Genomic DNA, 24405 nt, shown 5'->3' with positions numbered 1-24405 from the left:
CTTTGCTTACTGATAAGCCCATTTATATACTGGCTGCAACAGCGCAGTCGCACAGGCTGGCGGCTACTGTGCGAGCGCGTTCCGGAACTGGTCGGGGCCGACTGTCGAACTGATGAGTTGTTTTTCGGCTCGACGCAAGAGGTCAGAGGCCGCGGCGGCCGACACATCGAGCTTGTCGGCGAGTTCCGCCGTCGAACAGCGACGCGGTGAGTCGTAGTACCCCGAGGAGAGGGCGACGGACATCGCCCGATACTGCCTGTCCGTGAGTCCGAACTGGTCGCGTTCCCCGGGGTTCTCGGGGTCCGAAGCGATGTGCAGTAGTTCGAGCGGGATGTCGTTGACCGCACACCGGTCCCGTAGCGCACTGAACGCGTCGTAGTCGGAGAACACCTTCTGTTCCCGTATCCCGTCGCCGGTGACCGTCGCGTCCATCGCAACGCCCTCGAACTCCTCCGGGTCGTGTGACGCGATGAGATCCGGTGCGTTGTCGACGACCACCTTGTAGAACCAGCCATCGGCCGTCTGCCCGATATCCGCCGCGTCGGTGATCTGTGGCCGCGCGTCGAGTTCTCGCTCGAAGGCGTCGCGGGAGCCAGCGTCGACGCTAACTGTAAGCAGCAGTCGTCCGTCTTCGAGGCCGACGGCGTTCGAAATCGAGAGTTCGCCGCTCGGAATCGAGTCCGCCACGCCGACCAGCGGAAGCGTCTCGTCCGCGAGGAGGATTTCAGCAACGATGGCCATAGCGTGCCATCGGAGTCGACGTATATAGTCGCCAGCATTGCGATTACAGGCGCACTGACAGCCCCGCTCCGGTTCGCAGCCGCTCAGTCAGAACTGGACGCTGTCTCACCACCCAGCAATCGCTGTAGCTGTTCGATTAACGAGCGGCTTGCGGGCTGCCCACGATACACCCGCACGGAATCGAAGCCCGCGTACCCGTGGTTCCCGGATTCGTCCCGCTCCCAGTACAGCCATGCTGTCTCCTCCCCACCATCGAAGCCCATCTCATCGACTGGGAATGTGAGAACGAGCGACGCCTGGCCGTCCGCAGCATCGTCGTCCGGTTCCCTGATCTCGCCATCCTCGACGGGACGCGCCCCCTCGCCGTCTTCCAGCGCGAGACGCGAGCCGAACCGATAGCGGACGGCCCGCTCCGTGGGGTCGAAGGTCTCGCTGTCCCCGTCGCTGTTGACGAACTCTGACTGCTCGACTGCGACGGTGATGGTGTCGTGTTCCGACAGGTCGATGAAGTTCTCCGCGTTCTCGGGCTGGACGTCGACCGTGATCTCGACCGGGAAGTGGGCCGCCGCGACGCCGCTCAGGCTCGGAACCGCGGCCGCGGTCACTGCTGTGCCAAGTGTTCCTTTGAGGAGCCGTCGTCGTGTGGTAGTTGCCGATTTTGTGCTATCGTTGCTCGTCGCTGACTCCTTTCCTTTCATCCACGTGAACTGATCCGCTGGCACAGTTATGATAATTCTGGTGCATATCTCGAAACACCGAGTTATGGGAGAGAGCGGACCCGAAAGCGGGATCATATCTCCTAATTAGTGGTTTTTTGATGTTATCAGACACCCCTATTGTGCTCGTATGCCTCTATGCTGACAGAGTGTTTTCATGGTCTGTACTCCAACTCACATTCTCCATATAGGGAGATTATATTTTAATTAAATTCCGCAAAACTAAGTCTACAACTTTAAGTACAATAGCTAGTTTAAAACTGCGTATGACCGCACAGGCTGGCACGGAGACCGCACCGGTGGTTCCCGCACCGACGCCACCGGACGCCGCCGACGCCTGGTACGCGCCGGACGTTCGTGAGCAAGACGAGGTGTATCCGGGCGTCGTCGTGACCGTCCGACGGGAACGCAGCGGGTTCCGGTACGATGTCCGTGATCCGGTACTTTCAGCGGCAGAGGCTGACGCACTGTCGACTGTCGAATCACACTTCGCAGGTGCGAACATCGAGCGACCGCGGACGCGTGAGGGGGCCGTCGAGCGGATGAACGGGGGGTTCGACGCGAAACACCGCCGGGTAATCGACCGACTGATCGACGCGTCGCCAGCGAGCCGCCGTCGAATCGAGTACCATGCGCTCTCGTCGCTGGCGTGTTTCGACGACCTGACCCCATACGCGCTGGATTCCCGCATCGACGTTGCTGACGTGACCGACGACGGCGTCGTCGTCCACACTGACGATTACGCTCCGGCGGAGACTGACCTTGGCCCGGACCCGGCGTATCTTAACCGGTTCGCGAGCGAGCGTGTCGAGCGCCACACCGTCCGTTTTCAGGGCTTCGAGATTCCGGTCGTCGTCTACCGCGAGCATCTCCTCGGTGCCGACCCGTTCACGACGAAGTACGCGGTTCGAGAGCCGGACCTGCTCCCCGGCGACGAGCAACTCATCGAGGTGTGCAAGGAGCGCGTCTGGGAAACCGGCGTCGACGGCGTCGTTCAGGACCGTGTCGAGTTCGTGCGGGAGCGTGCCCGCTCGCTCCTGGCCCGGCAGCTAACCGTCCGCAACACGACCGAGTGGGTCGACGCCGCCCGCTACCGGCTGCGGTCGGCGCTGGCCGAACTCGACCTGGCCGTGCCGCCGGTCGACCATCGGTTCGCCGACGACCGCCTCGACGACCTGCTGTACTACGTGCTTCGAGACCTCGTCGGCTACGGAAAGCTCACCGTTCCCATCCGGGACCACACGCTGGAAGACATCGAGGCGAACCGCGTCGACGAGCGCGTGAAGGTCCTCCCACGCGCCGATCTCGGCCACGACGGCCGGGTGCCGACCAACCTCGCCTTCGACTCCGAGGCGGCCTTCGTCAACGTCGTCACGCAACTGGCCGCCGACGACGGCGTCGAACTCAACGCCTCGAACCCGAGCGCGAAGGTCAACATCGACCCGGACGGGGACAGCCTCCACGACGCCGACGACACCATCCGCTGTGCAGTTGCCTTGCCGACTATTAGCGAAGGCGGTCCACACATCTCCATCCGGAAACAGTCGGGCGATGCAATTCGAATGTATACCCTCGAAACCAAAGCAAGCTTGCGAATGAAAGCGTATGTCTGAATTGCCCATGTTTTAATACATAAGAGTATACATATCATGCGATATGTCTCAACTTCCTGATGACCACTGGGCCTCTAAAACAGTCATTCAGGAGGCAGAATTGCTTGAACATATATTTGAAGTTGATGAGAAAACATCAGATAATATAAGAATTAGCAGATATTGTGTTTCCCCAGGTGTAGATACACTAGATTATACGTCGTTTATAAATTTCTTAAGAAAGAAATTCAAGTACTATGTCTTATCTGAGGAAGAAGTGAAACAAACGGAAGATGCACACTATGAAGCACAAACAAAGTCTGCTTACAAATTAAACGCAGAGAATGAAGGAATCTATGGAGAACTGATTCTATTTGCATTTGTTGAAGCCCTTCTTGACCTGCCAATCGCAAGTCACAAAGTCGCATGGACGCAAAATGCAAACGATGAAGTGAAGGGTTCCGATGGTCTGTTTTACGGCCACTTTGATGGTGAAAAATCCCTCGCAATCGGTGAGTCGAAAATCAAGGGTCAGCGATCAGAAGCGATAAAAGACTCATTGAACAGTATCAATAGATTTTATAGTCCTGAAGGAACTCAGATGCGTAAACATGAATTAACGGTTGCTTCCAATAATTTACCTCAGGATTTGAATAAAGAAGAAGTAAAAGAACTAAGCAAGGTTTTAACTTCAGGACCAGGCGAACATAGAACTATTCACCCAATGTTTATTTGTTATGAATCTGCCAAATTACAAAATGTCCAAGAATCTAACTTGACAAGATCAGAATTAAGAGATGAGATTATATCTGAAATTAAAAAATACGACGTAGGTGAATACATTGAAGAGAAGATTGAAGAAAATTATCCTAATGTAAACAAGCACTGGGCTATCATGATGTTGATGCCCGTTGATGATACAACAAACCTCCAAGAGACGCTAAAACAGCAAATTTACCCTTATACCAATCAATGACCGAAAATAGCCCTGCAGAGGCCGAATTCTTTAATTCTACAATTGATAAGCTTATAGAAGAATTATTAAAAAATGATTTAGGAGTCCCATATTCTACTCTATATCCAGTAACTGATGAAGAACTACATAGGTCAGTCTGGTTAGCTTCCTACTTAGCAAATAGCGATGACGAAAACGATAGGAAAAAAGCCTTAGCATTAGCAACTCTTTCTTACATAAGAAATAAAAATAGCCCCGATAAAAGTGTTTATAAACAGTACTTATATATCGTCCTATCCAGGCTTGGAAACTTACCAGCATTTGAGAATGTGCGTGATGAAGAAGGAGGGGAAATACAAGGATCAGATTCTTATGAAAATAATGGACATATCCAGACTAATTCCTTTGAAACGGGGATCTTCAACTCATATGATCCAATTCTTAATGCTGAATTACAGACTAGCAAACAAGAATATCAGATCGATCGGGACACTGTTCTCTCAGCCTTTCAAAATGAAATCTATGATTCGCTGAATAAGGGAAAAGATGTGGCAATTTCAGGGCCAACATCTTCTGGCAAGTCTTTTATAATTCGTGAATACATAAATTCTAAAATTAGCGAGCAAAATAAATTTGACACAATTTATGTTGTCCCGACTAAAGCACTAATCAGCGAGGTTTGTCGAAAATTATCTGAGAGATTCCCAGATGCAAGTATCGAAACAGGTGCGCATTTTACTGAAACTAACGAAGAAAAAAATAACGAAACAACCTTTCTTGTAGTTACGCCAGAGAGATGTCTGAATTTACTTTCGGAAGAAAACCGGTCATCAATATCCCCATCGCTTGTGTTCTTTGATGAAATTCAAAATCTTGAATCTGGAGAAAGAGGCGTTATCTTCGAGAGTATTATTGAGTCATTGACTACATACTGGCCCCGCGCCCAAATAGTAGCCGCAGGACCATATTTAAAAAATTCTGGCGTCACTTTATCATCACTCACTGACCGTGATGTGAAAGAAATCGAAACAAAATTCGCTCCGGTTTTACAATTAAAAGCTATACTTGAGTTTCAGAGGGGCGGAGGGAATGCACCAGGCCAAAGATTGATGAATGCTACCATTTATAGCCCTTCTGGTGAACCGCTGACAACTAAAGTACCGGAGCCTGAACAAGTTACTTTCTCAGATTTCAATGACAATAAAAAGAACTCGTTACCTCACATCTTAGATGAATTTGCAAGCAACTCTAAAAATATAATTTATGCAAGTAGGCGTGATTTCGCCGAAGATCGGGCTACCAAGATAGCCGAAAACCGAAAGAATACTGCTGACTCAGAAGATATTGACGATCTTGTCCAATTTCTCAGAGATAGTATCCATGAGGAATACTCGCTTGCGAACTGTGTCGAATCCGGATTAGCATATCATCATGGAATGGTCCCAAAAATTGCTCGGGAAGAAATTGAGAGAATATACAGAGAGGAAGATTCTCTGGATACAATTGTAAGTACACCAACGCTACTGCAAGGTGTTAGCCTACCCGCAGAAAAGATCTTTTTGGTAGGGGATAAAAAAGGGCAAGATGACCTCACTAGCTTTGACTTTAATAACCTAATTGGTCGTGTCGGCAGGTTAGACACCAAACTGTATGGTTCAATATACTGCATAACAACAGAGGACGATGAGTGGGCTCAAGAACAATTTGAGAACGCTGAAGAAAAGGAAGTAGAACCAGTTACTGAAAATGCTCTAAATCGGCCAGATGAACTGATTGATACATTAACCAAAGAGAATATAATTGAAGAAGATGATGGTAGTTTGCGCTACACTGGAATATTACTGAGAAATCGGTTTTTAAGAGACCCTGACAGCGTTGATAGGTATTTAGAAGAAAATGGTGTGAATCAAAACGATAGAGAGAAAATACGGTTTGTACTTGAGGAAACTCTCAAATCTATTGAAATACCAAAAGAAATTGCAAAAAAGTCCCCAACTACCGATCCAATATTACAGAATCAATTATATAAACAAGTGAAAGAAAATCCTACTGATTGGATAGTTGCTAAGGGAAGGGGAGGGTTTAGCTATGAGAAATTAGAGAAGATTTGTAAGGAATTGAATCGGATATTTAAATTCACGTACGATCGATCTAACGGTATTGATCCTCCGGAGAATGAAGCCGAGAACCAGATTGGGCCAATAATTTTTGCGGCTAATCAATGGTTACAAGGGAAATCGTATAAGCGAATGGTTCAGAATCGAATAGACTCAGATGCTGTTGATGATAAAGGGGTTAATGATTCCATATCTAACCTTTTTGAATTAGTGGATAATGACATTCAGTTCGTCCTCGTGAAGTATTTCAGTATTTTAGTGAAGGTTTTAGAGAGTTTGGATAGGGATGACACTCAATGGATGCAAAAATTTGATCAGATGCTTGATTTGGGAACGATGGATACTAATGAAATAACTCTGATTACAAAAGGGGTTGATCGCTCCGTCGCAGTAGATGTATATATACCATCAAATGTTGATGACGTAACCCAATATTTGAACTCTAACAAAGATAAGATTCCAGATTTCTATGAAACACATTTAAAGAAACAAGGAATATTAAAGTAGAACTGGATCAAGCTTATCCTTTTTTACCACCGCCTTCCGGCGCGCACTCAATCAGGGCATTCTCACCGGCAGTCTCGACACCGGTATCGAACGAGTCGCTAGCGAAACCCCTTCACGGGACCTGCTTGCACCGTTTCTGCTGAAGTTCCGCGAACACGCGAACCAGAGCGCCGAGGCGCTTGAGGGGTACTTGGAGATGGAGGGCCGCTTGCTCTCCCACGAGCAGAGCCGGCAGCACGAGCGGGCGACCGGCTATCTCGAACTGCTTGCGGAGCTATTCGTCGTGTTGCTGGTGTTGCCGGCGCTCGTGGTGCTCATCGTCACCGTGATGGGTATTCTCGCGCCCGGCCTCTCTGAGCCCGTTGCGACGCCGCTGGGCGAGACGACTGTCCGTGCCATCGTCGTCTACGGGAGCGCGGCGTTCGTGATGGCTGCTGGGCTGCTGGCAGCCTTTGTCGTCGCTACGCTCCGACCACGGAACACGGCTGCCCCGAGTTACAGCCTCCCGGACGGTCCCGTGGCAATACTCACCTCGATCCCCTCGAACCCTGCGAGCGCGCTTCTCGCCTGCGCGCCGCTGGGTGCGGTCGTCGCGGCAGGCCTCTGGTCACTGGGCTACCGGCCGGTCAACGTCGCGCTCCTCTCGTATGCTACCGTTGGCGTCCCCGTCGGCGTGGTGACGGTCCGCCGGGCCAGAGCGGACGACGCGAAAGACAGGGAGATTCAGGACTTCGTTCACGCCGTCGCCGGCCACGTCGCGCTGGGCCGCCCGTTTCCAGAGGCGGTCCGACGCGTCGCCGACGACGTGGAACTCGGTGCGCTCGCCAGCGATGTCCAGTCGCTCGCGTTCACACTGTCGCTGGGCGATAGCCCCGGCGACGCCGCGGCTGACCGCCGGGCTGCGGCGCTAGACCAGTTCGTCGACCGCGTCGGCACGCCGATGGCCGAACAGACCATCGGGCTGGTCGTCGGCGCACTGGATACGGGGAGTGACGCGGAGGACGTGTTCGAAACGCTCCAGACCGAAATCGGCCAGCTCTATCACCTCCGGAAATCAATCCGATCGGCCCTGCTCGTCTACGTTGCGGTCGGCTGGACGACGGCGCTGCTCGTCATCGGGATCACCGTCGCTGTCAACGTTTCCGTCCTCGATAGCTTCGCGCAACTATCTGCCGTCTCGGGCGGTGCCAACATCGCCTTCGACCCGACCGCAATCAAACCCGCACGGGAGCAACATCGGTTCTACGTCGTCACGCAGGCGACGATGCTGGCCTGTGGCTGGTTCGCCGGCACGGCGAGTCGCGGCGTCTACGAAGCGCTGTTACACTCCTCGGGGCTGGTACTCGTCGCCTACGTCGTTTTCGCGGGGGCTGGTCTGATTTGATTCCCGACACCGACGCTCAGTCACACGTCGTCGGCGTGGTGTTGCTGCTGGGACTGACCGTCGTCGCGCTCGGTGGACTGACGGCTGTCGTCGGGACCGTCGTCGACGGCCACACTGCGACTGCCGATGAGACCCGCGTCGCCAACACGTTCGAGACGACGTTCCGGCCGGTCGAGCAGACGGGCCACCAGACTGCTCGCGTCCGGTTTACTGCGGGGCGGCTGACCACTGCGGAGCGGGAACTCCGAGTCCTCAACGATTCGGGAGTTCAGCGGACGGTTCCCATCGACGCGATAGTGTACGACTCCGGCGACAGCCGCGTTCGGTTTCTCGGGGGCAGTGTCGTCCGCGGGACAGCGGGCAACGCCTGGCTCGAATCGGACCCGCCGGTGACGGCGACGCGGGACGACACGGCGGTCATCGTCGGTGCACCGCTCGTCAACGCCAGCGGCGGCACGGTGTCCGGAACGGGCGGCGTCTCCGCACATATCCGCCAGAACGTCAGCCACGAACGCGAACGGCTCCCGGCCGACAACTATAGCGTGGCTATCGAGACGGAGACGCCCCGTCCGTTTACCGAGTCCTTCCAGCGTGTCGGCGCAACCACGCGAGTCAGGGATATCGACGGCGACGGCGTTCAGAGCGTCGTGGCGACGTTCCCGGGCCGCCGGACGCTGTATCTGGTCCGCCACGATATGCGGACGGAGGTGGGGCATGGATAACCGTGCGCTCAGCACCGTCGTCGAGAAACTGCTGAGCATGGGACTGGTGCTGCTGTACATCGGACTAGTGACGACTACGCTGTACGGCGGCACTGTCCCAGCGTACCAATCCGCCGTTGGGGCGGAACTCGGCGACCGGACGCTCGCCGAAGCCACGGCCCGCGTCGAGCAGGCTATCCCGCCGGATGCTCGGGCCGTCTCGGCCACTGTTCGGGTTTCGCTGCCGGAGACCATCGACGGCGCAGGATACAGCATCCGGACTGACGGGGATGCTCTCGTCCTCGACCATCCCGACCCCGAAATCGGCGGCCGAACACAGCCATTGTTGCCCGACAGAGTCGATACCTTCGAAGGCGAGTGGCAGAGCGGCAGTCCGACCGTCGTCGCTGTCTCCGGAACACGGGGGAGCGTGACGGTGACACTGGAGGCGGAGCGATGACCCTGTCGAACCGTCGCTGTGCCCATTCTACTCGCGCACAGACGTCGCTACCAGCGCTGGGCATCGCGCTTGTATTGCTGACCGTCGTCACCGGACTGGGTGTCGCCATGGCCGACACCGCGATTGCCGGCGCAGACAGGGCCCCCGACGAGCGTCGGGTCGCCGCCGCTATCGCTGACCGACTCGTCGCGGCGGGCGGTCCACTGGCCGCCCGGAGCAACGTCCTCAACAAATCTCGGGTGGACGACTTCGACCAGTCGGCGCTGGAGGGGAGCGCACCGCCGGCCGGTGAGTACGCGGTCAGCGTCGCGGTGGCTGACGAGGAGATCGCACGCAGCGGTACGGTTCACGGCGGCACGCGAATCAGCCGTCTCGTCGTAGTCAAGTCTCAGGAGCAACGCACCCTCACGCCTGATCTGGCAACGACCGACGCGGTGACGCTCCCTCGCCGGAGCGCGCAGGCCACAGTAACTATCGACCCGCCGGCCGGCACGACCGTCTGGACGGTCCGCGCTAACGACCGGGTCGTCCTGCATAACCGAAGCGGGCTGGACGGCAGCTACGAGGTCCCACTGGTCCCTTACGAGACGACGGAACTGCGCTTCCAGCGGGCCGGGCAACTCGAACCTGGGAACGTGACCGTCAGCTACGATGCCCCGCGGTCGACGAAGGAAACCCTGGTGGTGACCGTTGATGCGTAGAGCCCAGTTGCCGCTGTCGCTCGTGGAAGTTGCCCTCGGGACAGTGCTGATTCTCGGCGTCGCGCTGGGATTTGCTCTTGGGACTCCAGCGCCGGACACCCGGGAGCCACAACTCGACGCCTACGCCTCGGATACGGCGGCACTCCTCGCTAACGACTCGCCGCGACACGACGGTGCAACGCGACTGCAGGAGGTCGTTTCGAGTCCAGCGGCATTCGACCGCGAGCGGGACGCGCTTTCGAACCGGGTCGCCCGTATCCTGCCCGACAACGTCCTCTTCCGGGTCGAAACACCGCACGGAGCGGTCGGAACACCGACGCCACAGGGCGTCAGCACTGGGACCGCAACTGTGCCGACGGGACACGGGAGTGTCCAAATCATCGTGTGGTACACATGACCCGGCGCGGACAGCTAGTCCTCGTTGCGGCCACGGTCATCGCTGTAGCGCTGGTCCCAATCGTGCTCGCCTCACTCCAACTGGGCTATCACGACGACGTTCGGGCGACGGCAGACTACGACGACGACCCGTCTGCTGACGCGCTTCGGGTGCTTGAGCGAGCCGTCGCGACGGAGAGCACGTCCATCCCGAGCCAGTACGCCTGGGCCGCGAACGATTCGGCAGTGACGGCCGTTCGGACGGGGTTGCAGCCTCGGCTCGACCGACTCCAGACCTCCCGAATCGAAGACGGTGTTCACTACAATATAACCTACAACGGCACTGCAACGCGGCAGTGGAAAGACGCGAACTGTCCGTCCGGGCCGGACCGCCAGTTCGGGGACTGCGTCGCCGACCGCGGCGTCGTCGCTCAGGACCGGGTCGGCCGCACGCACGTCCTCGCCGTCGGCTTCGACGTGACGACGACGACCGAACGCGGCGAAACCACCGTCACCGTGGTTCTGGAGACCAGCGGTCGGTCCTCGTGGTGAGAGTCCGGAACAAAAGCTGCACCCCTCGCCGCAAATCAGGAGACGGTCCGTAGCGTTCGTTACTCCGTCGCACCCGGCGTCTCGGTCCGAACCTGCGACCGGATCTGTTCGAACGTCGCTTGCGAGAGGATCCCGGTGACACTTTCGATTGAAAGGGTACCAATGAGGCCGGCTGGTGGGCCAGTGACCAACAGCGCACTCGCTTCGGGAACAGAATCGTCGACAGTGAGACCGAAGTCTGCTGTCGCACGCTCCTCGAAAGAACTGATTGCGTCTTCGCCAAGGTTCCCCTGTGCGGTACGGTATTCCGCCTGTGCCTCGCTTTGTGTGAGATTCCCTGCCTGGAGTTCAGATTGGATCTCCTGCTGTCGTTCCCGCAACTGTGTCTGGTCCGGTTCAACCACGACCGTCACGGTCGCGGAGTCCGCGTCCGCGCTCTGGCTCTGTGGCCCTGTACCCGTGTTCGTTCCGTCGCTGTCGCCTCCCTGAAGGGCGTTACAGCCAGCGAGCGACACTGTCGCGCTCGCTCCGGCGAGTTCCATGAATCGTCGGCGTGTGGACTCGAATTCCATTATCGACTAGCGCGGGTCTCGCGGTGTAACCCTTCTGGTAGCCGACCGCGGCTCACTCCACTGGGCTGCCCTCTCGAACACTGTGGCTTCGAGAGACGAAAGACAGTGGTGCCTGTGGTCCAATGACGAATCAATAGCGCGTATGCCGGGACTGGAGTCAGACGAGACGCTGGACGCGCCACGACAGGACGCGATTCCGACGCTTGAGAGCGATGTATCCGGCACAGTCGTCTGGCATCGCGAACACCTTCGGATTCGCGATCAGGCCGCGGTAGCGAGGGCTGCAACGTCCGAGTATATGCTCCCGCTGTTCGTGTTCGACCCGGCGTTCTACGGCGCGGACGGCCTCGCCTGTGACAGCCGTATCCGCTTCCTGCACGACTGTCTGGCCGACCTCGCAGACCAGTACCACACTGTGACCGGCCGCGGGCTCACTTACGCCCACGGGGACCCGGTGGACGTGCTGGGGCGGTTCCGCGAGGCCGGCTGGGACATCGTGACGATGGCCGTTCCGACCGGACGCTACGGCCGGGAGCGGGACCGCCGCGTTCGGGAACAGTGTGGCGTCACATTCGTCGACGGCGACGGGCTGGTTCGGGACCGAGCGGAGACCCGCAACGGGTGGCAGGACGACGTCTCGGCGTGGTTCTCCGCCGACCAGTACGACTGGGACCCGAGCACGGTCACCTCTCGGAGCTTCGATAGCGGCATCGACATCAGCACGATTGAGGACCACTACGACCTCACGCCGTCGAAATCTGCGGTGCCGCGCGGCGGAACCGGGCCAGCACGCAAACGGCTGTCTGCGTTCGCCGAGCGGATCGACGACTACCCGGGGAACATCTCCGCGCCGACGGACGCGCGGGACGGGACCAGCGGGCTCTCGCCGTACCTCGCCTTCGGCTGTCTCTCCGTGCGGCAGGTCATCCAGTACATCGAGGCCCACGCGCCCGACGGCCGCGGGAAAGAGATGTTCGTCTCGCGGCTGTTCTGGAACAAACACTACGAACAGAAACTCGAAGACTGGCCCGGCTGGCTCGATACGGCGGTGAACCCGGTGTTCGAGGGGTTCAACACGGCACAGTATGACCCCGATCTGGTGGCCGCTTGGAAGCACGGACGGACCGGGTTCCCGATGGTCGACGCGTCGATGCGGTGTCTCAAGGAGACGGGCTGGCTCAACTTCCGGATGCGGGCGATGTGTGCCTCGGTCTACTACCACTTGCTCCAGCAGCCCTGGCGGATCGGCGCGGACTGGTTCTACCACCATCTCATCGACGCCTCGGCGGCGATCAACTACACACAGTGGCAATCACAATGTGGACTGATCGGCAAACCGACGCTCCGGCTGTACAATCCTCGAAAGCAGGTCCGTGACCAGGACCCGGACGGCGAGTTCATTCGTCGGTGGGTGCCCGAACTCGATTCGCTCCCCGACGAGTACCTCGACCGGCCCGAGGGGACGCCGGTCCACGTACAGGCGTCCTGTGGCGTCAGCATTGGCGAAGACTACCCGCACCCGGTCGTCGACTACGACGCGGCTAGACAGGCGTTCCGCAGGCGTTACGAGGAGGTCCGCGCTGACGCGGCCGACGCCCTGCAGGACTCGGCTATTGCGCGCCGTGCCTCCTTCTCCGGCGGCCGCGAAGCCGCTGCACGCATCGCCGCGGAACACGGGACGGATGCGTCGAACGGCGCGGAAGACGGCGGGACCCAAAGCACCCTCGGCTCGTTCGGCGACGAGTAGCTCCACAATTCGTTCAGTGTTGCCAAACGCCAAAGAGGCTAAGACGGTTGCCCACGCAGACGTATCCAATGGCGGAGGGTCCGGACGACACCGTTTTCGAGGACTGCCAGTTCCTTACTGGGTCACCACAGCGGTTCGCAGTACTGGCCCAGCTCCGGGAGCGTCCGGCACGGCCCACCGATCTGTGCGATGCGGTGGACGCGACTCGGACCACGATCCAGCGGATACTCGCGGGCTTCTCCGAGCGGCAGTGGGTCGTCAAACGGGACGGCGAGTACCGGCTCACGGTGACTGGACAGCGGGTGTTGGACCAGTACACGGCACTCATGAGCGAGATCGAACGGGCTCGGGCGGTCGGTCCGCTGGCCGCCCACCTCGGTTCCATCGCGGCGGATCTCCCGGCGGAGCTGTTAGACCCCAATTGTCTCACGACGAGTTCCGAACAGAACCCGCTGGCCGCGATTGATCGGTTCACGGACTGGCTGCACGAGGTCGACGGCGACGTTCGGGCCATCTCGCCTATCGTTACATCGGTGTTCAACGACGTCGCGGTGGACCTGCTCGAAACGGGGACGCGTATCGAGTTCATCATCGATCACAGCGTCCTCGAACGGTCAGCGTCGGACTTCGCAGACGCGCTGGAACGAGGCGTCGAACACGAGAACATCGACACGTACGTCCACGATACTCCGCTTGATATCGGCCTCGCACTGGACCGCTCGCGGGTCTGTCTGGCGGCCTACGACGACCGGAACAACGTCCGGGCGATAGCCGAATCCGACGCCACAGCGGTGTATAGCTGGGCTGAGACGGTGTTCGACCGATACAGAGCGCGGTCACAGCCGCTTGAATCGGTCCTGTCGGTGCAAGAAAACAAGCAATGATCCAGTCGCTCACGGATGGAATCCGGTGTGGAAGGGCCGAAGGGAGCACTGGTCGGCGCGCCAGCACTCACTGGAGGGCGGGATGGCGTATCCCCGGAGCATGGTATAGCCGGTGGGGGCCTATACTTATTCGCTGTAACTGTTTCGGGACACAACACATGTTACAGGGGCTGTAACAGCTTAGAACGTTCATGCTATTCTGATCCGACGTCCGGGTTCGTTTTGCGACAACAACGGGCTGTGTTTCTATACTTTCACCCAGAATGAAATAATAGCCGACAGTATAAGTATGTGGCAATCGTTGACAGAAGTATGTCTCCGCCTGGACGGGAGATTCAGTACACTGAATCGGACGTTATCGAGGTGTTCAGACACCGAAATGATTACGCGGAGCCACTCACGGCGTCGGAGGTGGCGGACAGACTCGGCTGTTCGCGACGGACTGCGCTGAACAAACTCCACGACCTCGAATCGGAGACGGATATCACGAGCAAGAAAGTCGGGGGCCGGTCGCGGGTGTGGTGGATCCCCGTGCGAGCGGATTGATGCGGATTGTTGTCGACTATTTCCCGATAGTACCGACTTCGGAGTCGACACAGATCGGTACATCGCTACAACTATGCGACGGTGCCGTCAGGCGGTTTACTCTTGGAGTGGGATTGGGGCCGTGTCACGACGGACACACTGAAGACCTGTAGCAAAGCAGACTGATCTCATGGCTGGCTGTATAGAACCCCACGCAAGCGGGACCATTCAGAACTCCCACTGCTGAGCACGTTCGCGGGCCTCCGAGCGCGCCTGCTGTTTGATGGCTTCGATTTTCTCGGCGTCGTCAAGGAACGCTTCGACGGCACTCTGTTCGGTGGTTCCGTCCTCGGCTGCTGCCGCGTCGCCGTCGCCCATCGCTGGCAGCCGCTCGTCGGGAGCCGCCCGTCGCGTACTGTCGGCCAGCGCCGGGTCGCCGCCCAGCCGTTCGGCGGGCATCCCGGGTGGGACTCGGAGGTCGGCTGCTTCGTGTGCCGATTCGAGGTCAGCGGCGTCAAGCGTGTACAACGAGACGTGGTACGGCCCGGGAATGGCGAGGTCCGCGAGCGCCGGCGGACCGCCGCGGTCCGTGCCGGTGTGGTAGGCCAGCACCGGCACGCCGTCGGTGAACGTGATGACGCCCCGGCCCTCGCCGTCAAGCAGGAGCGTCTCCTGGGACTCGAAGACGGCATAGCCGGTCAGTTCGCGGTCGAGCACGTCGGCGAGCGTGTCCCGCGGGTCCGTGACGACGCGGGACTTGTCGAGTCGGCCGCGGGGCAACTTCATAGTGACTCGGGGATGACGGCGCTCTGGAACCGGTCGGCGGCGTCGGCGGCCGCCCCATCCCGCACGGTAAGCGATTCGGCGGCCTCTCGGTAGGCCGTCGACGCCTCGCATTCGGGGGCGTGGGCAAGGAGCGGCCGGCCAGCACGGCGTGCCTCACGGGCCCGCTCGCTTTCGGGGACCGCGGCCAGCGTCGGCCCGTCGAAGTACCGTTCGGTCTTCTCTGAGACTTGTTCGATGGATTCGGACTCGCGGACCTTGTTGAACAGGAGGCCCGCAACGTCCGTGTCGTAGGTCGTCGCGTACTCCTGGACCTTCAGCCCGTCCGAGATGGCGGGGATCGTCGGCTGGAGGACGACGACGATGCGGTCGGCTAGCACGATGGGAAGGACGGCGGTCCGGCTGTCGAGCGCTGGCGGCGAATCGAGGAGGATGATGTCAGTATCTTCTGCAAGCGTCGCAACCACGTCTCGAAGGCGGTCCGGGTCGGCGTCTCTGAAACCGTCCAGGCTCGTTCCACAGGGAACGACGGTCAGCCCGAACCGGTCGTACGTGGCCGCCTCAACGGGCGCGTCGTCGGCCAAGACGTCGTGCAGCGTCGTCTCGGCGTCGGAGAGGCCGGCGTGAAAGAGGAGGTTCGCCATCCCCGTGTCGGCGTCGACCACCGTCACGTCGTAGCGGTCGGCCAGCGCCATCCCGAGGGCGACGGTGCTCGTCGTCTTGCCAGTCCCGCCCTTCCCACTGGCGACCGCGAACACTTCGACCATTGGAGAATATTGCGAGCTAGATGTATATAAATTTCCGGAATTTGAAGAAGTATCAAACGGTCACCAATCGGCCAGTCCGAGCGGGCCGAGGTCGACGTGGTCGGCGACGAGGCCGGCGGCTCGCTCGTACGGGTCGCCGCTCTCTCGCTCGTTTGCCGCTGGGGAGTTAACACCAGCACTCTCGAACGCATTTCGCACGAAGGCACCTCTGGCACTCTCGTTGACGAAGAGGTCGTGGAGGTATGTGCCGAGAACGCTGTCGGTCGCCGCCCCGTCGCCGTCGAACGGCCGGGCCGCCTCGTCGGTCAGCGTCGAGTCGCCCATGTGGATCTCGTAGCCCTCGACAGTCCCGCTCGCCCCGGAAAGCGGGCCGACGCCACGGAGGTCCCGCCGGACGTGTTCGACTGTCTTCGACTCGCTGAATTCCGTCGTCACCGGGAGCAAGCCCAGACCCTCGACGCGGTCCGCGTCGCCGGTCCCCTCGATTGCGGCGTTCGTGATTTCCTCCCCGAGCATCTGGTAGCCGCCACAGAGGCCGACGACGGGGCCGTCGAACGACTGGAGGCGGCCATCAAAGCCAGCGTCGGTGAGCGTCAGCAGGTCGTCGACCGTGTTCTTGCTCCCCGGCAGGACCACCGCGTCGGCGTCGTCGAGGGCGGCTTCGGGTGGGACGTACGCGACCCTGACGCCGGGTTCGCGGGCGAGTGGCTGGAGGTCAGTGAAGTTCGAGATGCGCGGGAGTCGCGGCACGGCGACAGTAACACTCCCGTCGTCGGGGACGCCATCGTCAGCGCCGACGACGGACCGCTCGCCGACCGGCGGCAGCGCAACGCTGTCCTCTTCGGGGAGTCCGGGGTCGTCGTAGGGAATCACGCCGACGACGGGCACGCCGGTCCGGTCCTCGAACTCGTCGATGCCGGGGTCAAGCAGCGAGCGGTCGCCGCGGAACTTCGTGATGACCGCGCCGGCCACCTGGTCCCGGATGTCGTCGGGAACCAGTTCCAACGTCCCGACGAGCGAGGCGAACACGCCGCCGCGCTCGATGTCGGCGACGAGGAGGATGTCGGCGTCGGCGAAACGCGCCGTCTCGACGTTCGCCAGGTCGCGGTCGTGCAGATTGATTTCGGCAATCGATCCCGCGCCCTCGGCGACAATCACGTCGTGGGACCGGGCGAGTCGGTCGTGGGCCGCGCGGGCGGTGTCCAGCGCGTCCTCCCAGTGCTCGTCGTAGTATCCACGGGCCTCGAAATGCCCGACCGCCTCGCCATCCAGAATGAGCTGGGATTCGCCGTCCCCTCGCGGTTTCAGGAGTACCGGATTGTGGTCGGTTGACGGCGCGACGCCGGCCGCGCGGGCCTGAACGTACTGCGAGACGCCGACTTCGCCGCCGGGTGTCGCCCGGGCGTTGTTGCTCATATTCTGGGCTTTGAACGGTGCGACCGAGACACCACGGTCGGCCAGATAGCGACAGAGCCCGGCCGCGACGGTCGACTTGCCGACGTGGCTCGCCGTTCCGGCGACCAGCAGCGTGTGGGCCATTAGGCTGTGTTGGGAGACGAACGCACTGGTGTCTTTCGCTCAGATCACTAAACCCATATCGATTTAACACTGCCCAATCAACTGAATCCGGATTAGCCGTTCACACGGTACTCAACGTGAAACGGTTTAACCGAAACAAGTAAACGATATCGGGTTGAGTCGATGACTATGGCGGAGCGATGGTGCGTCATCATCGGTGATGTCATCGAGTCACGGTCGGTCACAGATAGAGAGGCGTTGCGAGCGGCGCTCAATCAGGGTGTGTCACGAGCGACCGACGCACTCGCCGACCAGACGGTTGCGCCGTTCTCGGTGTTGAAGGGGGTTGACGAGGTCGGAGGAGTCATCAGAAACCCTGGACATGCTTACCGCGCTATCCGGGAAATCACCGAATCGATACACCCGACTGCGATTCGGTTTGCGGTTGTCCACGGAGAAGTTGACGTGGGGATGACAACGAGCGAGGTTTCAGAGATGGATGGCCCTGCGTTCCACAAAGCAGATACGTTGCTAGCTGACATCACGGAAAACGGTCGGGCCGTTGCGCTGCACGATCCTGTCGTGAAGTCTTGGCTACTTTCGCTGCTTGCCGACCAGATACACCTGCTGTTTGCGTGGAAACAGGAATGGACGCCACACCAGGCGTCGATCGTCCGTGAGTACCGCGAAAGAAAGAGTATGCAGGCGTTGGCTGACGACCGAGACGTCTCGATTCAGGCCGTCTCACAGACGCTTTCGCGGGCAAAGGCGGAGATGGTACTGTCAACCGAAGCAAATCTTGAAGCGGCCATGACAGAGGTCTGGGAATGAGTTCTGTGAGTTGGCGGACACCAGCGTCGGCCGTAGTCACAGTCGGTGCTATTCTTGGTCTTGTCTGGGCGACCGGTGATTTGATTTCGTCTATCTCATTTCGCTCAGCGGTCGTAGTTGGTGCCGGGTACGCTCTGTTGCTGTCGACAAGTGGGACCATGGTATCCGCTGCTCTCCAATATGCCGGTGCCGATGTGAGTGAAAAAGAAGCGGATACGGGACGTGCGGTCGGGAAAGTAGAGAATATTCTGATACTCACGTTGACGCTACTCGGCGCATACACGGCACTAGGGCTGGTGTTCACTGCAAAGTCAATTGTCCGCTGGCAAGACATCTCCAGTGGGAACACGACGTATTATCTCACAGGGAGTATCGCCAACGTGACGTACTCGCTAGTCTTCGGCGTCTGTCTTGACTATCTGCTTGGAACCCTCTAGAACTCCGTTCCCTTCCGCGCGCCCTGCCCGGCGTCGATGGGGTGTTTCTCCTTGTTGACTTCCGTTATGAGATCGGCATGGTCGGTCAGAAATTCTGGTCGCTCGTGCCCGCCCGTCAGGACCAGTTCGAGGTCGTCGGGCTTTGCTTCGATGAGCCCAATCACGTCCGCCGGATCGACGAGGCCGCGGTTCGCGGCGTAGAGAATCTCGTCGAAGACGAGCATATTGACGCCCTCCTCTGGCGGCCCGTCGGCGTCCCGCGGCGTCGAGAGGTCGGCGTCGGCGCTGGCCTGAACGAGTTCCTGTGCCCGGTCGAGTGCGCCTTTCGCACGGGCCTCGTGCTCGTCGTCCTCGCTGCCGTCGAGGAAGCCGTGCCAGCCGTAGTGGCCCGCGTTCTCGTATGAGAAGCCCGGCAGGGCGGCAATCGCGTTGTACTCGCCGCGCACGTCTTCGACGGTGCTGGTCCCGCCCTTCATGAACTGCAGGAGGTGGACGCGGTAGCCGTGGCCGACGGCGCGGGTCGCCATCCCAAGCGCCGCGGTCGTCTTGCCCTTGCCATCGCCCCACCAGACCTGGACCAGTCCGAACTCCTCGGGCGCGCTTGGACTGATGGGCTCGGCGGTCGGTCCGGCCGTGTTATCGCTCATACCCGTCTGTTCGACCGGATTCTGTTTAGCCGTTTGGTCTCCGGGAATGTCGTGTGATAAACGGCTTTTTCACGGCTCGAACACCTCCGTCTCACGGTCGGTGACGACGCCGTACGCCGCGTCGTCGACGGTCGGCAGGCTGTCGCCGTCGTAGCGGGCGGCGAGACTCGACCGGATAGCGTCGCGGACACAGACGCGAGCGGCGGCCCCGATTTCTGTTGCGCTGCCGGCGAACGGTGCGGACTCAGCGCTCGGGACACAGCCGATGATGGCTGCGTCCGAGGTGGTTCCGGGCACGCCCGCTGCGTCGAGTAGCGTCGCGGCCTTCGCTTCGACAGCCGTGGCGAGTAGCGTTGCCAGCGCGCCGCTGTCCAGCGCTCGGTCGACGCCGACGACGAGATTGACCGTGCCGGGACGCCAGTCGGGGCTGTCTGCCGGATTCGATGCTGTTCCGTCGGAGTCGTCCGCTGTCCCCTCTCCCGACATCGGTAACGCCGCGGGGTTCGAGAGGCCCGCGGTCGCCAACACCGACACCGGGCCGCTCCGGACACAGCGGGCGTGCTCCATATGCACGCCGGTGAGCAGCGCCGGGCCGAGGGGGAAACCGGTCGCGGACAGTCGCTCCGCGCGGTAGGCGTCGAGGTCGGTCCGCTCGAACCCCTCGGGTACGGTGACGTTGTAGACGGCGTCTGCGGTCCGGTAGCCCCCGTCCCACGCCGTCGAGAGCCAGTTGGCACCCTCGCGGCGGACCTGACAGACACCATCTTCGACGGTCGTCTCAAACATCCAGCGCGTCCAGCAGCCGGTCGTTTTCTTCGGGGGCTCTGACGGCGACGCGGATGTGCGAGTCCAGCCCGCGGAAGGTTCGGGCGTCCCGGAGTGCGATACCAGCCTCGCGAGCCGAGGCAAGGATGTCGTCGACAGACTCGTCGGCGTCGCTGACCGACAACAACAGGAACGGCGCATCGGAGGGGAACACGTCGAACCGCGCCGCGAGTCGGTCCCGCATACGGGCTCGCTCGTCGGCGACACGGGCCTTCGTCTCCGCAACGAACTCGCGTTGCCCGTAGCAGTGCGTGCCGACCGCGGCCGCCGGCGCGCTCATCGACCAGGCGCGTCGCGCGGTGGCGAGGCGGTCCCTGGCCGCGCCCGCTCCGACGGCGTAGCCCATCCGGACGCCGGGGAGGCCGAACAGTTTCGTCAGCGAGCGCGCGACGATGATGCCCTCACGGCCCGCCAGCGACTGCTCGTCGGTAAAGCCGAGAAAGGCTTCGTCGACCAGCAGTGTCGTCCCAGCAGAGAGACAGTCGTCGGCGAAGGCCCGGAGCGCCGACGGGTCGGCCGCTTCGCCGGTCGGATTGTTCGGGTTGCAGACGATGGCGAGCGCATGACCGTCCGGGTCGGCGGTCAGCAGGTCGTCGTGTGGGACGAACTCCGGCGTCCCGCCCTGGAGCCGGACCTCGCGGGCGTACTCACCGAAACTGGGATACGGGACGAGCACGCTGTCGTCAGTCCGAACTGTCGTCTGGATCGCCAGACGTATGGCTTCGAGGCCGCCGGCCGTGGGTATCACCTGTTCCGGTTCGCAGTCGACAAAGGACGCCGCGGCCGCCCGGAACTCGGGGTAGTCGTCCGCCGGATACGAGCGGGCGGCCTCGAACGCTTCCCGGTACGTCTTCGCGGCGTCCGGCGGGACGCGGGGGTTCGTGTTCGCGCTGAAATCCAGCAGGTCCGGGTCGTCGCTGCTGCCGTGTGGGACGCGCCCGTCCGGCCCGATGGCGTCCTCGGCCCCGTTGCCGCCACTCGCCCGCAAGCCCTCGACCGAATCAGGGTCCATTGACGGGGGCTACGGCGGGCGGTGTGGAGAAGGTTTCGCGGCGTTCGGCCTCCGCCCCACGTCGTTACAGCCATTGCTCAGCCACGCGCGCGTCAGCGAGCGTGTTGACGTTGACCGCGACGCGTCGGTCCCGCGTGAGCCAGGCGTCGTCGGGGCCGTCGCCGACGACGTTGACGCCTGTCGGCGCGACCTCCCGACCTCCGTTGTCGAACGTCGGGTCGTCGCTCACGCCGAGGGCACGCTTCAGCGAAGCCGGGACCAGGACCGTCAGCGAGCCCCCGTTGTGCTCGTCGAGCACGCGGTCCACTATCTCGCCGTCAAGCAGCGGCAGGTCGGCGGCGACGGTCAGCACCGGCCGGGCGAGTCGGCCGTCGGCCAGCGCCGCGTCGAGGTCGGCGACGTACCCCTCACCCGGCGTCTCGATACAGGGCACGTCCAGATGTGACTGCGTTTCCGGTGCGTTCGGCGACGTTACAGCGATAACTCTTTCGACGGAACTGTCTTCCAGTGCGCCGACGACCCGGTCGACCATCGGGACACCGCCGACCCGAAAGAGCGGTTTCTCGGCCTCGGTGTCCAGCCGCGTCCCGCGCCCGCCACACATCACGAGAGCGTCCATGCGAGCACCTCCCAGTCGACAAGCGGCACCGGCCAGGCACCACCGAACAGCGACCATGTGGCGACGCTGATGTGGAGCGCGACGGCGCGCGTGAGTTCGTTGGCCGCGCCGAACGTGTCGCCGCTGACGCCGCCCAGTCGCCGGTCAGCCCAGCCAGAGAGGCCGAGAGCGAGCAGCGGGCCGGTCAGAACTGCGACTGCAGTGGACGGAACGGCGACGACAGCGGCCGGGAGCGCGACGGCGAGCGAGCCGACGAGGTGGCGTGGGCTGTTCCCGTTGATAACCGTCGACCCGAAACCCTCGTGGCTCGGGCGTCCGACGCAGGCCAGCGTCGCCATCGCGAGTTTCGCCCCCACCTCGGCGGCGAGGACCAGCGCGACAGCGACCAGCGGCGGGAGCCCGGCAGCGGCCAGCGCGCCAAACGCCAGCGCGAGGAGGACGGTCCCCAGCGCGAGGACGGCCCCGACGCCGACAGTCGTGTCCCGCATCACGTCGCGGCGCTCCGCGGGGTCGCCGTGGACGACGGCGGCGTCCCCGAGGTCCGCGAGGCCGTCGGCGTGGTTGACGCCGGCGACGAGGACGACGGCTCCGAGGTAGGCCGCGGCGACGACCGGGGCCGGGAGCAGGCCGGCGGCGAGGAACGGGAGCGCGACGAGGCCGCCGACGACGTAGCCGGCCATCGGGAACGCCGCCGGTGTCCCGACGAAGGCGTCCCATGCCCGTTCGCTGTGGCCGACCGGGAGCCGTGAGAGGAAGCCGAGCGCCCCCCGGACCGCGGTCAGAACCACGCGAGCACCCCCAGACCGGCCAGCAGATACGCCAGCACCCCGGCGACGCCAACCCGCGTGACGCTACGCTGGGCTGTCGCCACATCGGGGAGGTGTCTCGTGGGGTTGAGGACGTACACGCCGGGCTTTTCGAGTCGAACGTCCAGCGCCGCGGCGGCCGTCCCCATCGGCCACCCGGAGTTCGGCGAGGGAACGCCGTCCAGCCAGTCCCGGGCCTGGGCCACCGACCGGGGCGACCCGCAGGCGACGGCGAGCAGGAGCGCACTCGCCCGCGCCGGGAGCCACATCACGGCGTCGTCGAGCCGCGCCGCAGGCGTCCCGACGCGTTTCGAGCGGTAGCCAAGCATCGAGTCCATCGTGTTGACGGCCTTGATCCACGCCGCTGTCCCGGCAGCGACGGGAAGCGGTAGAAGGCCGACGCCCGCAGCGGCGAGCCCGCCCAGGACGAACGCGGCCAGCGACGCGACGAGGCCGTCGGCGAGGTTCTCCGACGCGCTCTCGACGGCGGCGCTGCGAACCTCGCCCGCAGAGAGCGCGCTGGCGTCGCGGCCAGCGAGTGCGAGCAGCCCGTCCCGAGCAGCCGCGAGGTCGGCCTCGGTGTCGGCGATGACGCCCCGAGCGGTCGAGAGGAGACTGCGGAGGCTCGTGGTCAGGAACAGCGCGAGGCCGGCGAGCGCGACGGCGGCGAGGGGCGCGCGGCCGGCGGCGAGCGCGACAGTCGCGCCGACCACCGTGGCGGCTCCGAGCGGCAACAGCGCCGCGGCGAGCGCCCCGACCGCAAGCGGGTGGTCCCACTCGCGGTCGACCGCCCCGACGAGTCGTCCGAACCACGCAACGGGATGCAATCGGGTCGGTGGCTCACCGATTGCGAGTTCCAGCCCGCCGGCGACGGCCACCGCCAGCGCGCTCAACACAGCGTTCCCTCCCGGAGCTTCTCGGCTATCGCCGGTAGCGGGTGGTCTTCCAGTAACATCGACTGCGCGCCCACGCGGCCCGCGCCGCCGTCCGTTCGGGCGTCGTCGCCAACGTGGACGAGGTCAGAAAGCTCCGCGTCGAGCGCGTCAGCAGTTACCTCGAAGATGCGCTGGTGCGGTTTCCGCCAGCCGCAGTCGACGCTGGTGACGACGGCGTCGAACGCGTGGCCGCTCTGATTCTCGATGGCCGCTCGCTCCAGCGTTCGCTCGACCAATCCAGGGACACTGCAGTTCGAACAGACAGCGACCGGGCCACGCTGTGCTGCGGCGTCCAGCGCTTCGATGGCTCCCTCGCGGACCGTCACCGGGCTGTCGAAGGCATCGAGGACGACCTCGGTCGCCGTCTCCTCGGCAACCTCGACTCCGCGGCTGGCAAGCGCCAGTCGAACGTGTTCGTCCAGCGGCGCTTCCCGGCCGCGGTCGTACTCGCGGTGGGCCGAGCGATAGGCGTCCTCCCAGTCGTCCGGCACCCGAACCGACTGGGCCGAAAGCGTCTCCGCAATGGCGTCCCACGGCTCTGACGGCCGGTCTGCCGCTACGAGCGTCCCGAACAGGTCGAACGAGAGTGCCACATCTGTGTGGTTAGTGCAAGCTCACTTGAACTGTGGGGGTAGACGTGGGAACTGCTGTGGGAGTCGGGCTGCTGTCGAGGAGTTCCGGGCGCTGGAGGACTCG

The 24405-nt window shown here is 61.5% G+C and carries 25 protein-coding genes and 2 pseudogenes; 14 read left to right on the top strand and 13 right to left on the bottom strand.

All coding sequences use genetic code 11. The annotated features are described in order from the left end of the window. Window positions 1-63: 63 nt before the first annotated feature. Together HAH_RS11960 and HAH_RS11955 are read right to left on the bottom strand one after the other, a co-directional pair. Window positions 64-741, bottom strand: a complete 678-nt coding sequence (locus HAH_RS11960) for a helix-turn-helix domain-containing protein (protein ID WP_014041152.1) — start codon at window positions 739-741, stop codon at window positions 64-66. An 83-nt stretch (window positions 742-824) separates the two neighbouring features. Beyond that, complete coding sequence (locus tag HAH_RS11955) at window positions 825-1346, bottom strand: hypothetical protein (RefSeq protein WP_014041151.1); 522 nt, start codon at window positions 1344-1346, stop codon at window positions 825-827. Window positions 1347-1723: 377 nt separating this feature from the next. Between HAH_RS11955 and HAH_RS11950 the strand changes: the two are divergent. The 9 genes and pseudogenes from HAH_RS11950 to HAH_RS11910 all read left to right on the top strand — a co-directional run. After that, window positions 1724-3049 (top strand): annotated as a pseudogene (locus HAH_RS11950) (type II secretion system protein); the annotation flags it as partial. A gap of 64 nt (window positions 3050-3113) precedes the next feature. Next, entirely contained in the window at window positions 3114-4025 is a 912-nt protein-coding gene (locus HAH_RS19160) for a HamA C-terminal domain-containing protein (RefSeq protein WP_079891624.1), read from the top strand. Beyond that, the gene (locus tag HAH_RS19155; RefSeq protein ID WP_014041149.1) at window positions 4022-6628 is read left to right on the top strand and encodes a DEAD/DEAH box helicase; all 2607 of its coding nucleotides are present in this window, start codon (window positions 4022-4024) and stop codon (window positions 6626-6628) included. Before HAH_RS19160 ends, HAH_RS19155 begins: the two co-directional genes overlap by 4 nt. 31 nt (window positions 6629-6659) lie before the next feature. Beyond that, window positions 6660-8012 (top strand): annotated as a pseudogene (locus HAH_RS11935) (type II secretion system F family protein); the annotation flags it as partial. Continuing rightward, window positions 8009-8734 carry a DUF7289 family protein gene (locus HAH_RS11930; protein ID WP_014041147.1) on the top strand — a complete coding sequence of 242 codons (726 nt, stop codon included), beginning with the start codon at window positions 8009-8011 and terminating at the stop codon, window positions 8732-8734. The pseudogene HAH_RS11935 and the gene HAH_RS11930, both read left to right, overlap by 4 nt. Then, on the top strand, window positions 8727-9173 hold the full coding sequence (locus HAH_RS11925) for a DUF7266 family protein (protein ID WP_014041146.1): 447 nt from the start codon (window positions 8727-8729) through the stop codon (window positions 9171-9173). Before HAH_RS11930 ends, HAH_RS11925 begins: the two co-directional genes overlap by 8 nt. Beyond that, window positions 9170-9874, top strand: a complete 705-nt coding sequence (locus HAH_RS11920; protein WP_014041145.1) for a DUF7263 family protein — start codon at window positions 9170-9172, stop codon at window positions 9872-9874. Before HAH_RS11925 ends, HAH_RS11920 begins: the two co-directional genes overlap by 4 nt. Next, window positions 9867-10271 carry a DUF7262 family protein gene (locus HAH_RS11915; protein WP_023843395.1) on the top strand — a complete coding sequence of 135 codons (405 nt, stop codon included), beginning with the start codon at window positions 9867-9869 and terminating at the stop codon, window positions 10269-10271. The genes HAH_RS11920 and HAH_RS11915 overlap by 8 nt, the downstream gene beginning before the upstream one ends. Further along, window positions 10268-10801 (top strand): DUF7261 family protein, encoded by a 534-nt coding sequence (locus HAH_RS11910; RefSeq protein ID WP_044952001.1) that lies wholly within the window; start codon window positions 10268-10270, stop codon window positions 10799-10801. Before HAH_RS11915 ends, HAH_RS11910 begins: the two co-directional genes overlap by 4 nt. A gap of 59 nt (window positions 10802-10860) precedes the next feature. Here the strand turns inward: HAH_RS11910 and HAH_RS11905 are convergent, their stop codons facing one another. Beyond that, window positions 10861-11373, bottom strand: a complete 513-nt coding sequence (locus HAH_RS11905) for a hypothetical protein (RefSeq protein WP_023843394.1) — start codon at window positions 11371-11373, stop codon at window positions 10861-10863. 142 nt (window positions 11374-11515) lie between these two features. On the opposite strand from HAH_RS11905, the gene HAH_RS11900 reads away from it, so the two are divergent. From HAH_RS11900 to HAH_RS11890, 3 genes are all read left to right on the top strand, one after another. Then, complete coding sequence (locus tag HAH_RS11900; protein WP_014041141.1) at window positions 11516-13120, top strand: FAD-binding domain-containing protein; 1605 nt, start codon at window positions 11516-11518, stop codon at window positions 13118-13120. A gap of 68 nt (window positions 13121-13188) precedes the next feature. Beyond that, window positions 13189-14004 (top strand): helix-turn-helix transcriptional regulator, encoded by an 816-nt coding sequence (locus HAH_RS11895; protein ID WP_014041140.1) that lies wholly within the window; start codon window positions 13189-13191, stop codon window positions 14002-14004. A gap of 312 nt (window positions 14005-14316) precedes the next feature. After that, window positions 14317-14550, top strand: a complete 234-nt coding sequence (locus HAH_RS11890) for an HTH domain-containing protein (protein ID WP_008308192.1) — start codon at window positions 14317-14319, stop codon at window positions 14548-14550. Between the two features lie 207 nt (window positions 14551-14757). Here the strand turns inward: HAH_RS11890 and HAH_RS11885 are convergent, their stop codons facing one another. From HAH_RS11885 to HAH_RS11875, 3 genes are read right to left on the bottom strand one after another with little or no spacing between them, the layout of a single operon-like run. Further along, window positions 14758-15315: a hypothetical protein gene (locus HAH_RS11885; RefSeq protein WP_014041139.1), complete on the bottom strand. Its 558-nt coding sequence runs from the start codon at window positions 15313-15315 to the stop codon at window positions 14758-14760. Further along, window positions 15312-16079, bottom strand: a complete 768-nt coding sequence (locus HAH_RS11880) for a nucleotide-binding protein (RefSeq protein WP_014041138.1) — start codon at window positions 16077-16079, stop codon at window positions 15312-15314. Before HAH_RS11880 ends, HAH_RS11885 begins: the two co-directional genes overlap by 4 nt. Window positions 16080-16139: 60 nt before the next feature. Beyond that, a complete protein-coding gene (locus HAH_RS11875; protein WP_014041137.1) occupies window positions 16140-17618 on the bottom strand; it encodes a cobyric acid synthase in 1479 nt (492 codons plus the stop codon). Between the two features lie 168 nt (window positions 17619-17786). On the opposite strand from HAH_RS11875, the gene HAH_RS11870 reads away from it, so the two are divergent. Further along, window positions 17787-18428 (top strand): SatD family protein, encoded by a 642-nt coding sequence (locus tag HAH_RS11870; RefSeq protein WP_014041136.1) that lies wholly within the window; start codon window positions 17787-17789, stop codon window positions 18426-18428. 194 nt (window positions 18429-18622) lie between these two features. Continuing rightward, a complete protein-coding gene (locus tag HAH_RS20135; protein ID WP_233425838.1) occupies window positions 18623-18865 on the top strand; it encodes a hypothetical protein in 243 nt (80 codons plus the stop codon). Here HAH_RS20135 and HAH_RS11860 read toward each other — a convergent pair. From HAH_RS11860 to HAH_RS11830, 7 genes are all read right to left on the bottom strand, one after another. Continuing rightward, window positions 18862-19512, bottom strand: a complete 651-nt coding sequence (locus HAH_RS11860; protein WP_008308206.1) for a cob(I)yrinic acid a,c-diamide adenosyltransferase — start codon at window positions 19510-19512, stop codon at window positions 18862-18864. The genes HAH_RS20135 and HAH_RS11860 overlap by 4 nt on opposite strands. A 69-nt stretch (window positions 19513-19581) precedes the next feature. Next, window positions 19582-20298, bottom strand: a complete 717-nt coding sequence (locus HAH_RS11855; RefSeq protein ID WP_014041134.1) for an adenosylcobinamide amidohydrolase — start codon at window positions 20296-20298, stop codon at window positions 19582-19584. Beyond that, window positions 20291-21349, bottom strand: coding sequence for a threonine-phosphate decarboxylase CobD (gene cobD, locus HAH_RS11850; RefSeq protein ID WP_014041133.1), 1059 nt, complete (start codon window positions 21347-21349; stop codon window positions 20291-20293). Before cobD ends, HAH_RS11855 begins: the two co-directional genes overlap by 8 nt. A 64-nt stretch (window positions 21350-21413) precedes the next feature. After that, on the bottom strand, window positions 21414-21953 hold the full coding sequence (locus HAH_RS11845; RefSeq protein WP_014041132.1) for an NTP transferase domain-containing protein: 540 nt from the start codon (window positions 21951-21953) through the stop codon (window positions 21414-21416). Further along, window positions 21953-22756, bottom strand: coding sequence for an adenosylcobinamide-GDP ribazoletransferase (gene cobS, locus HAH_RS11840; RefSeq protein ID WP_014041131.1), 804 nt, complete (start codon window positions 22754-22756; stop codon window positions 21953-21955). The genes HAH_RS11845 and cobS overlap by 1 nt, the downstream gene beginning before the upstream one ends. Beyond that, window positions 22747-23670: a CobD/CbiB family cobalamin biosynthesis protein gene (locus HAH_RS11835; protein ID WP_023843390.1), complete on the bottom strand. Its 924-nt coding sequence runs from the start codon at window positions 23668-23670 to the stop codon at window positions 22747-22749. Before HAH_RS11835 ends, cobS begins: the two co-directional genes overlap by 10 nt. Further along, window positions 23664-24302: an HAD family hydrolase gene (locus HAH_RS11830; protein WP_014041129.1), complete on the bottom strand. Its 639-nt coding sequence runs from the start codon at window positions 24300-24302 to the stop codon at window positions 23664-23666. Before HAH_RS11830 ends, HAH_RS11835 begins: the two co-directional genes overlap by 7 nt. Window positions 24303-24405: the final 103 nt, after the last annotated feature.

It is taken from the genome of Haloarcula hispanica ATCC 33960, assembly GCF_000223905.1.
Lineage (GTDB): Archaea > Halobacteriota > Halobacteria > Halobacteriales > Haloarculaceae > Haloarcula > Haloarcula hispanica.
Note: the sequence above shows the minus strand (reverse complement) of the source record. Positions and strands in the feature narration are given on the sequence as shown.

What these genes read in the sequence shown, in the direction of transcription:
- HAH_RS11960 (WP_014041152.1), bottom strand. Translation starts at nt 741, where the DNA reads ATGGCCATCGTTGCTGAAATCCTCCTCGCGGACGAGACGCTTCCGCTG.
- HAH_RS19160 (WP_079891624.1), top strand. Translation starts at nt 3,114, where the DNA reads ATGTCTCAACTTCCTGATGACCACTGGGCCTCTAAAACAGTCATTCAG.
- HAH_RS19155 (WP_014041149.1), top strand. Translation starts at nt 4,022, where the DNA reads ATGACCGAAAATAGCCCTGCAGAGGCCGAATTCTTTAATTCTACAATT.
- HAH_RS11925 (WP_014041146.1), top strand. Translation starts at nt 8,727, where the DNA reads ATGGATAACCGTGCGCTCAGCACCGTCGTCGAGAAACTGCTGAGCATG.
- HAH_RS11920 (WP_014041145.1), top strand. Translation starts at nt 9,170, where the DNA reads ATGACCCTGTCGAACCGTCGCTGTGCCCATTCTACTCGCGCACAGACG.
- HAH_RS11915 (WP_023843395.1), top strand. Translation starts at nt 9,867, where the DNA reads ATGCGTAGAGCCCAGTTGCCGCTGTCGCTCGTGGAAGTTGCCCTCGGG.
- HAH_RS11910 (WP_044952001.1), top strand. Translation starts at nt 10,268, where the DNA reads ATGACCCGGCGCGGACAGCTAGTCCTCGTTGCGGCCACGGTCATCGCT.
- HAH_RS11905 (WP_023843394.1), bottom strand. Translation starts at nt 11,373, where the DNA reads ATGGAATTCGAGTCCACACGCCGACGATTCATGGAACTCGCCGGAGCG.
- HAH_RS11900 (WP_014041141.1), top strand. Translation starts at nt 11,516, where the DNA reads ATGCCGGGACTGGAGTCAGACGAGACGCTGGACGCGCCACGACAGGAC.
- HAH_RS11895 (WP_014041140.1), top strand. Translation starts at nt 13,189, where the DNA reads ATGGCGGAGGGTCCGGACGACACCGTTTTCGAGGACTGCCAGTTCCTT.
- HAH_RS11890 (WP_008308192.1), top strand. Translation starts at nt 14,317, where the DNA reads ATGTCTCCGCCTGGACGGGAGATTCAGTACACTGAATCGGACGTTATC.
- HAH_RS11885 (WP_014041139.1), bottom strand. Translation starts at nt 15,315, where the DNA reads ATGAAGTTGCCCCGCGGCCGACTCGACAAGTCCCGCGTCGTCACGGAC.
- HAH_RS11880 (WP_014041138.1), bottom strand. Translation starts at nt 16,079, where the DNA reads ATGGTCGAAGTGTTCGCGGTCGCCAGTGGGAAGGGCGGGACTGGCAAG.
- HAH_RS11875 (WP_014041137.1), bottom strand. Translation starts at nt 17,618, where the DNA reads ATGGCCCACACGCTGCTGGTCGCCGGAACGGCGAGCCACGTCGGCAAG.
- HAH_RS11870 (WP_014041136.1), top strand. Translation starts at nt 17,787, where the DNA reads ATGGCGGAGCGATGGTGCGTCATCATCGGTGATGTCATCGAGTCACGG.
- HAH_RS11860 (WP_008308206.1), bottom strand. Translation starts at nt 19,512, where the DNA reads ATGAGCGATAACACGGCCGGACCGACCGCCGAGCCCATCAGTCCAAGC.
- HAH_RS11855 (WP_014041134.1), bottom strand. Translation starts at nt 20,298, where the DNA reads ATGTTTGAGACGACCGTCGAAGATGGTGTCTGTCAGGTCCGCCGCGAG.
- cobD (WP_014041133.1), bottom strand. Translation starts at nt 21,349, where the DNA reads ATGGACCCTGATTCGGTCGAGGGCTTGCGGGCGAGTGGCGGCAACGGG.
- HAH_RS11845 (WP_014041132.1), bottom strand. Translation starts at nt 21,953, where the DNA reads ATGTGTGGCGGGCGCGGGACGCGGCTGGACACCGAGGCCGAGAAACCG.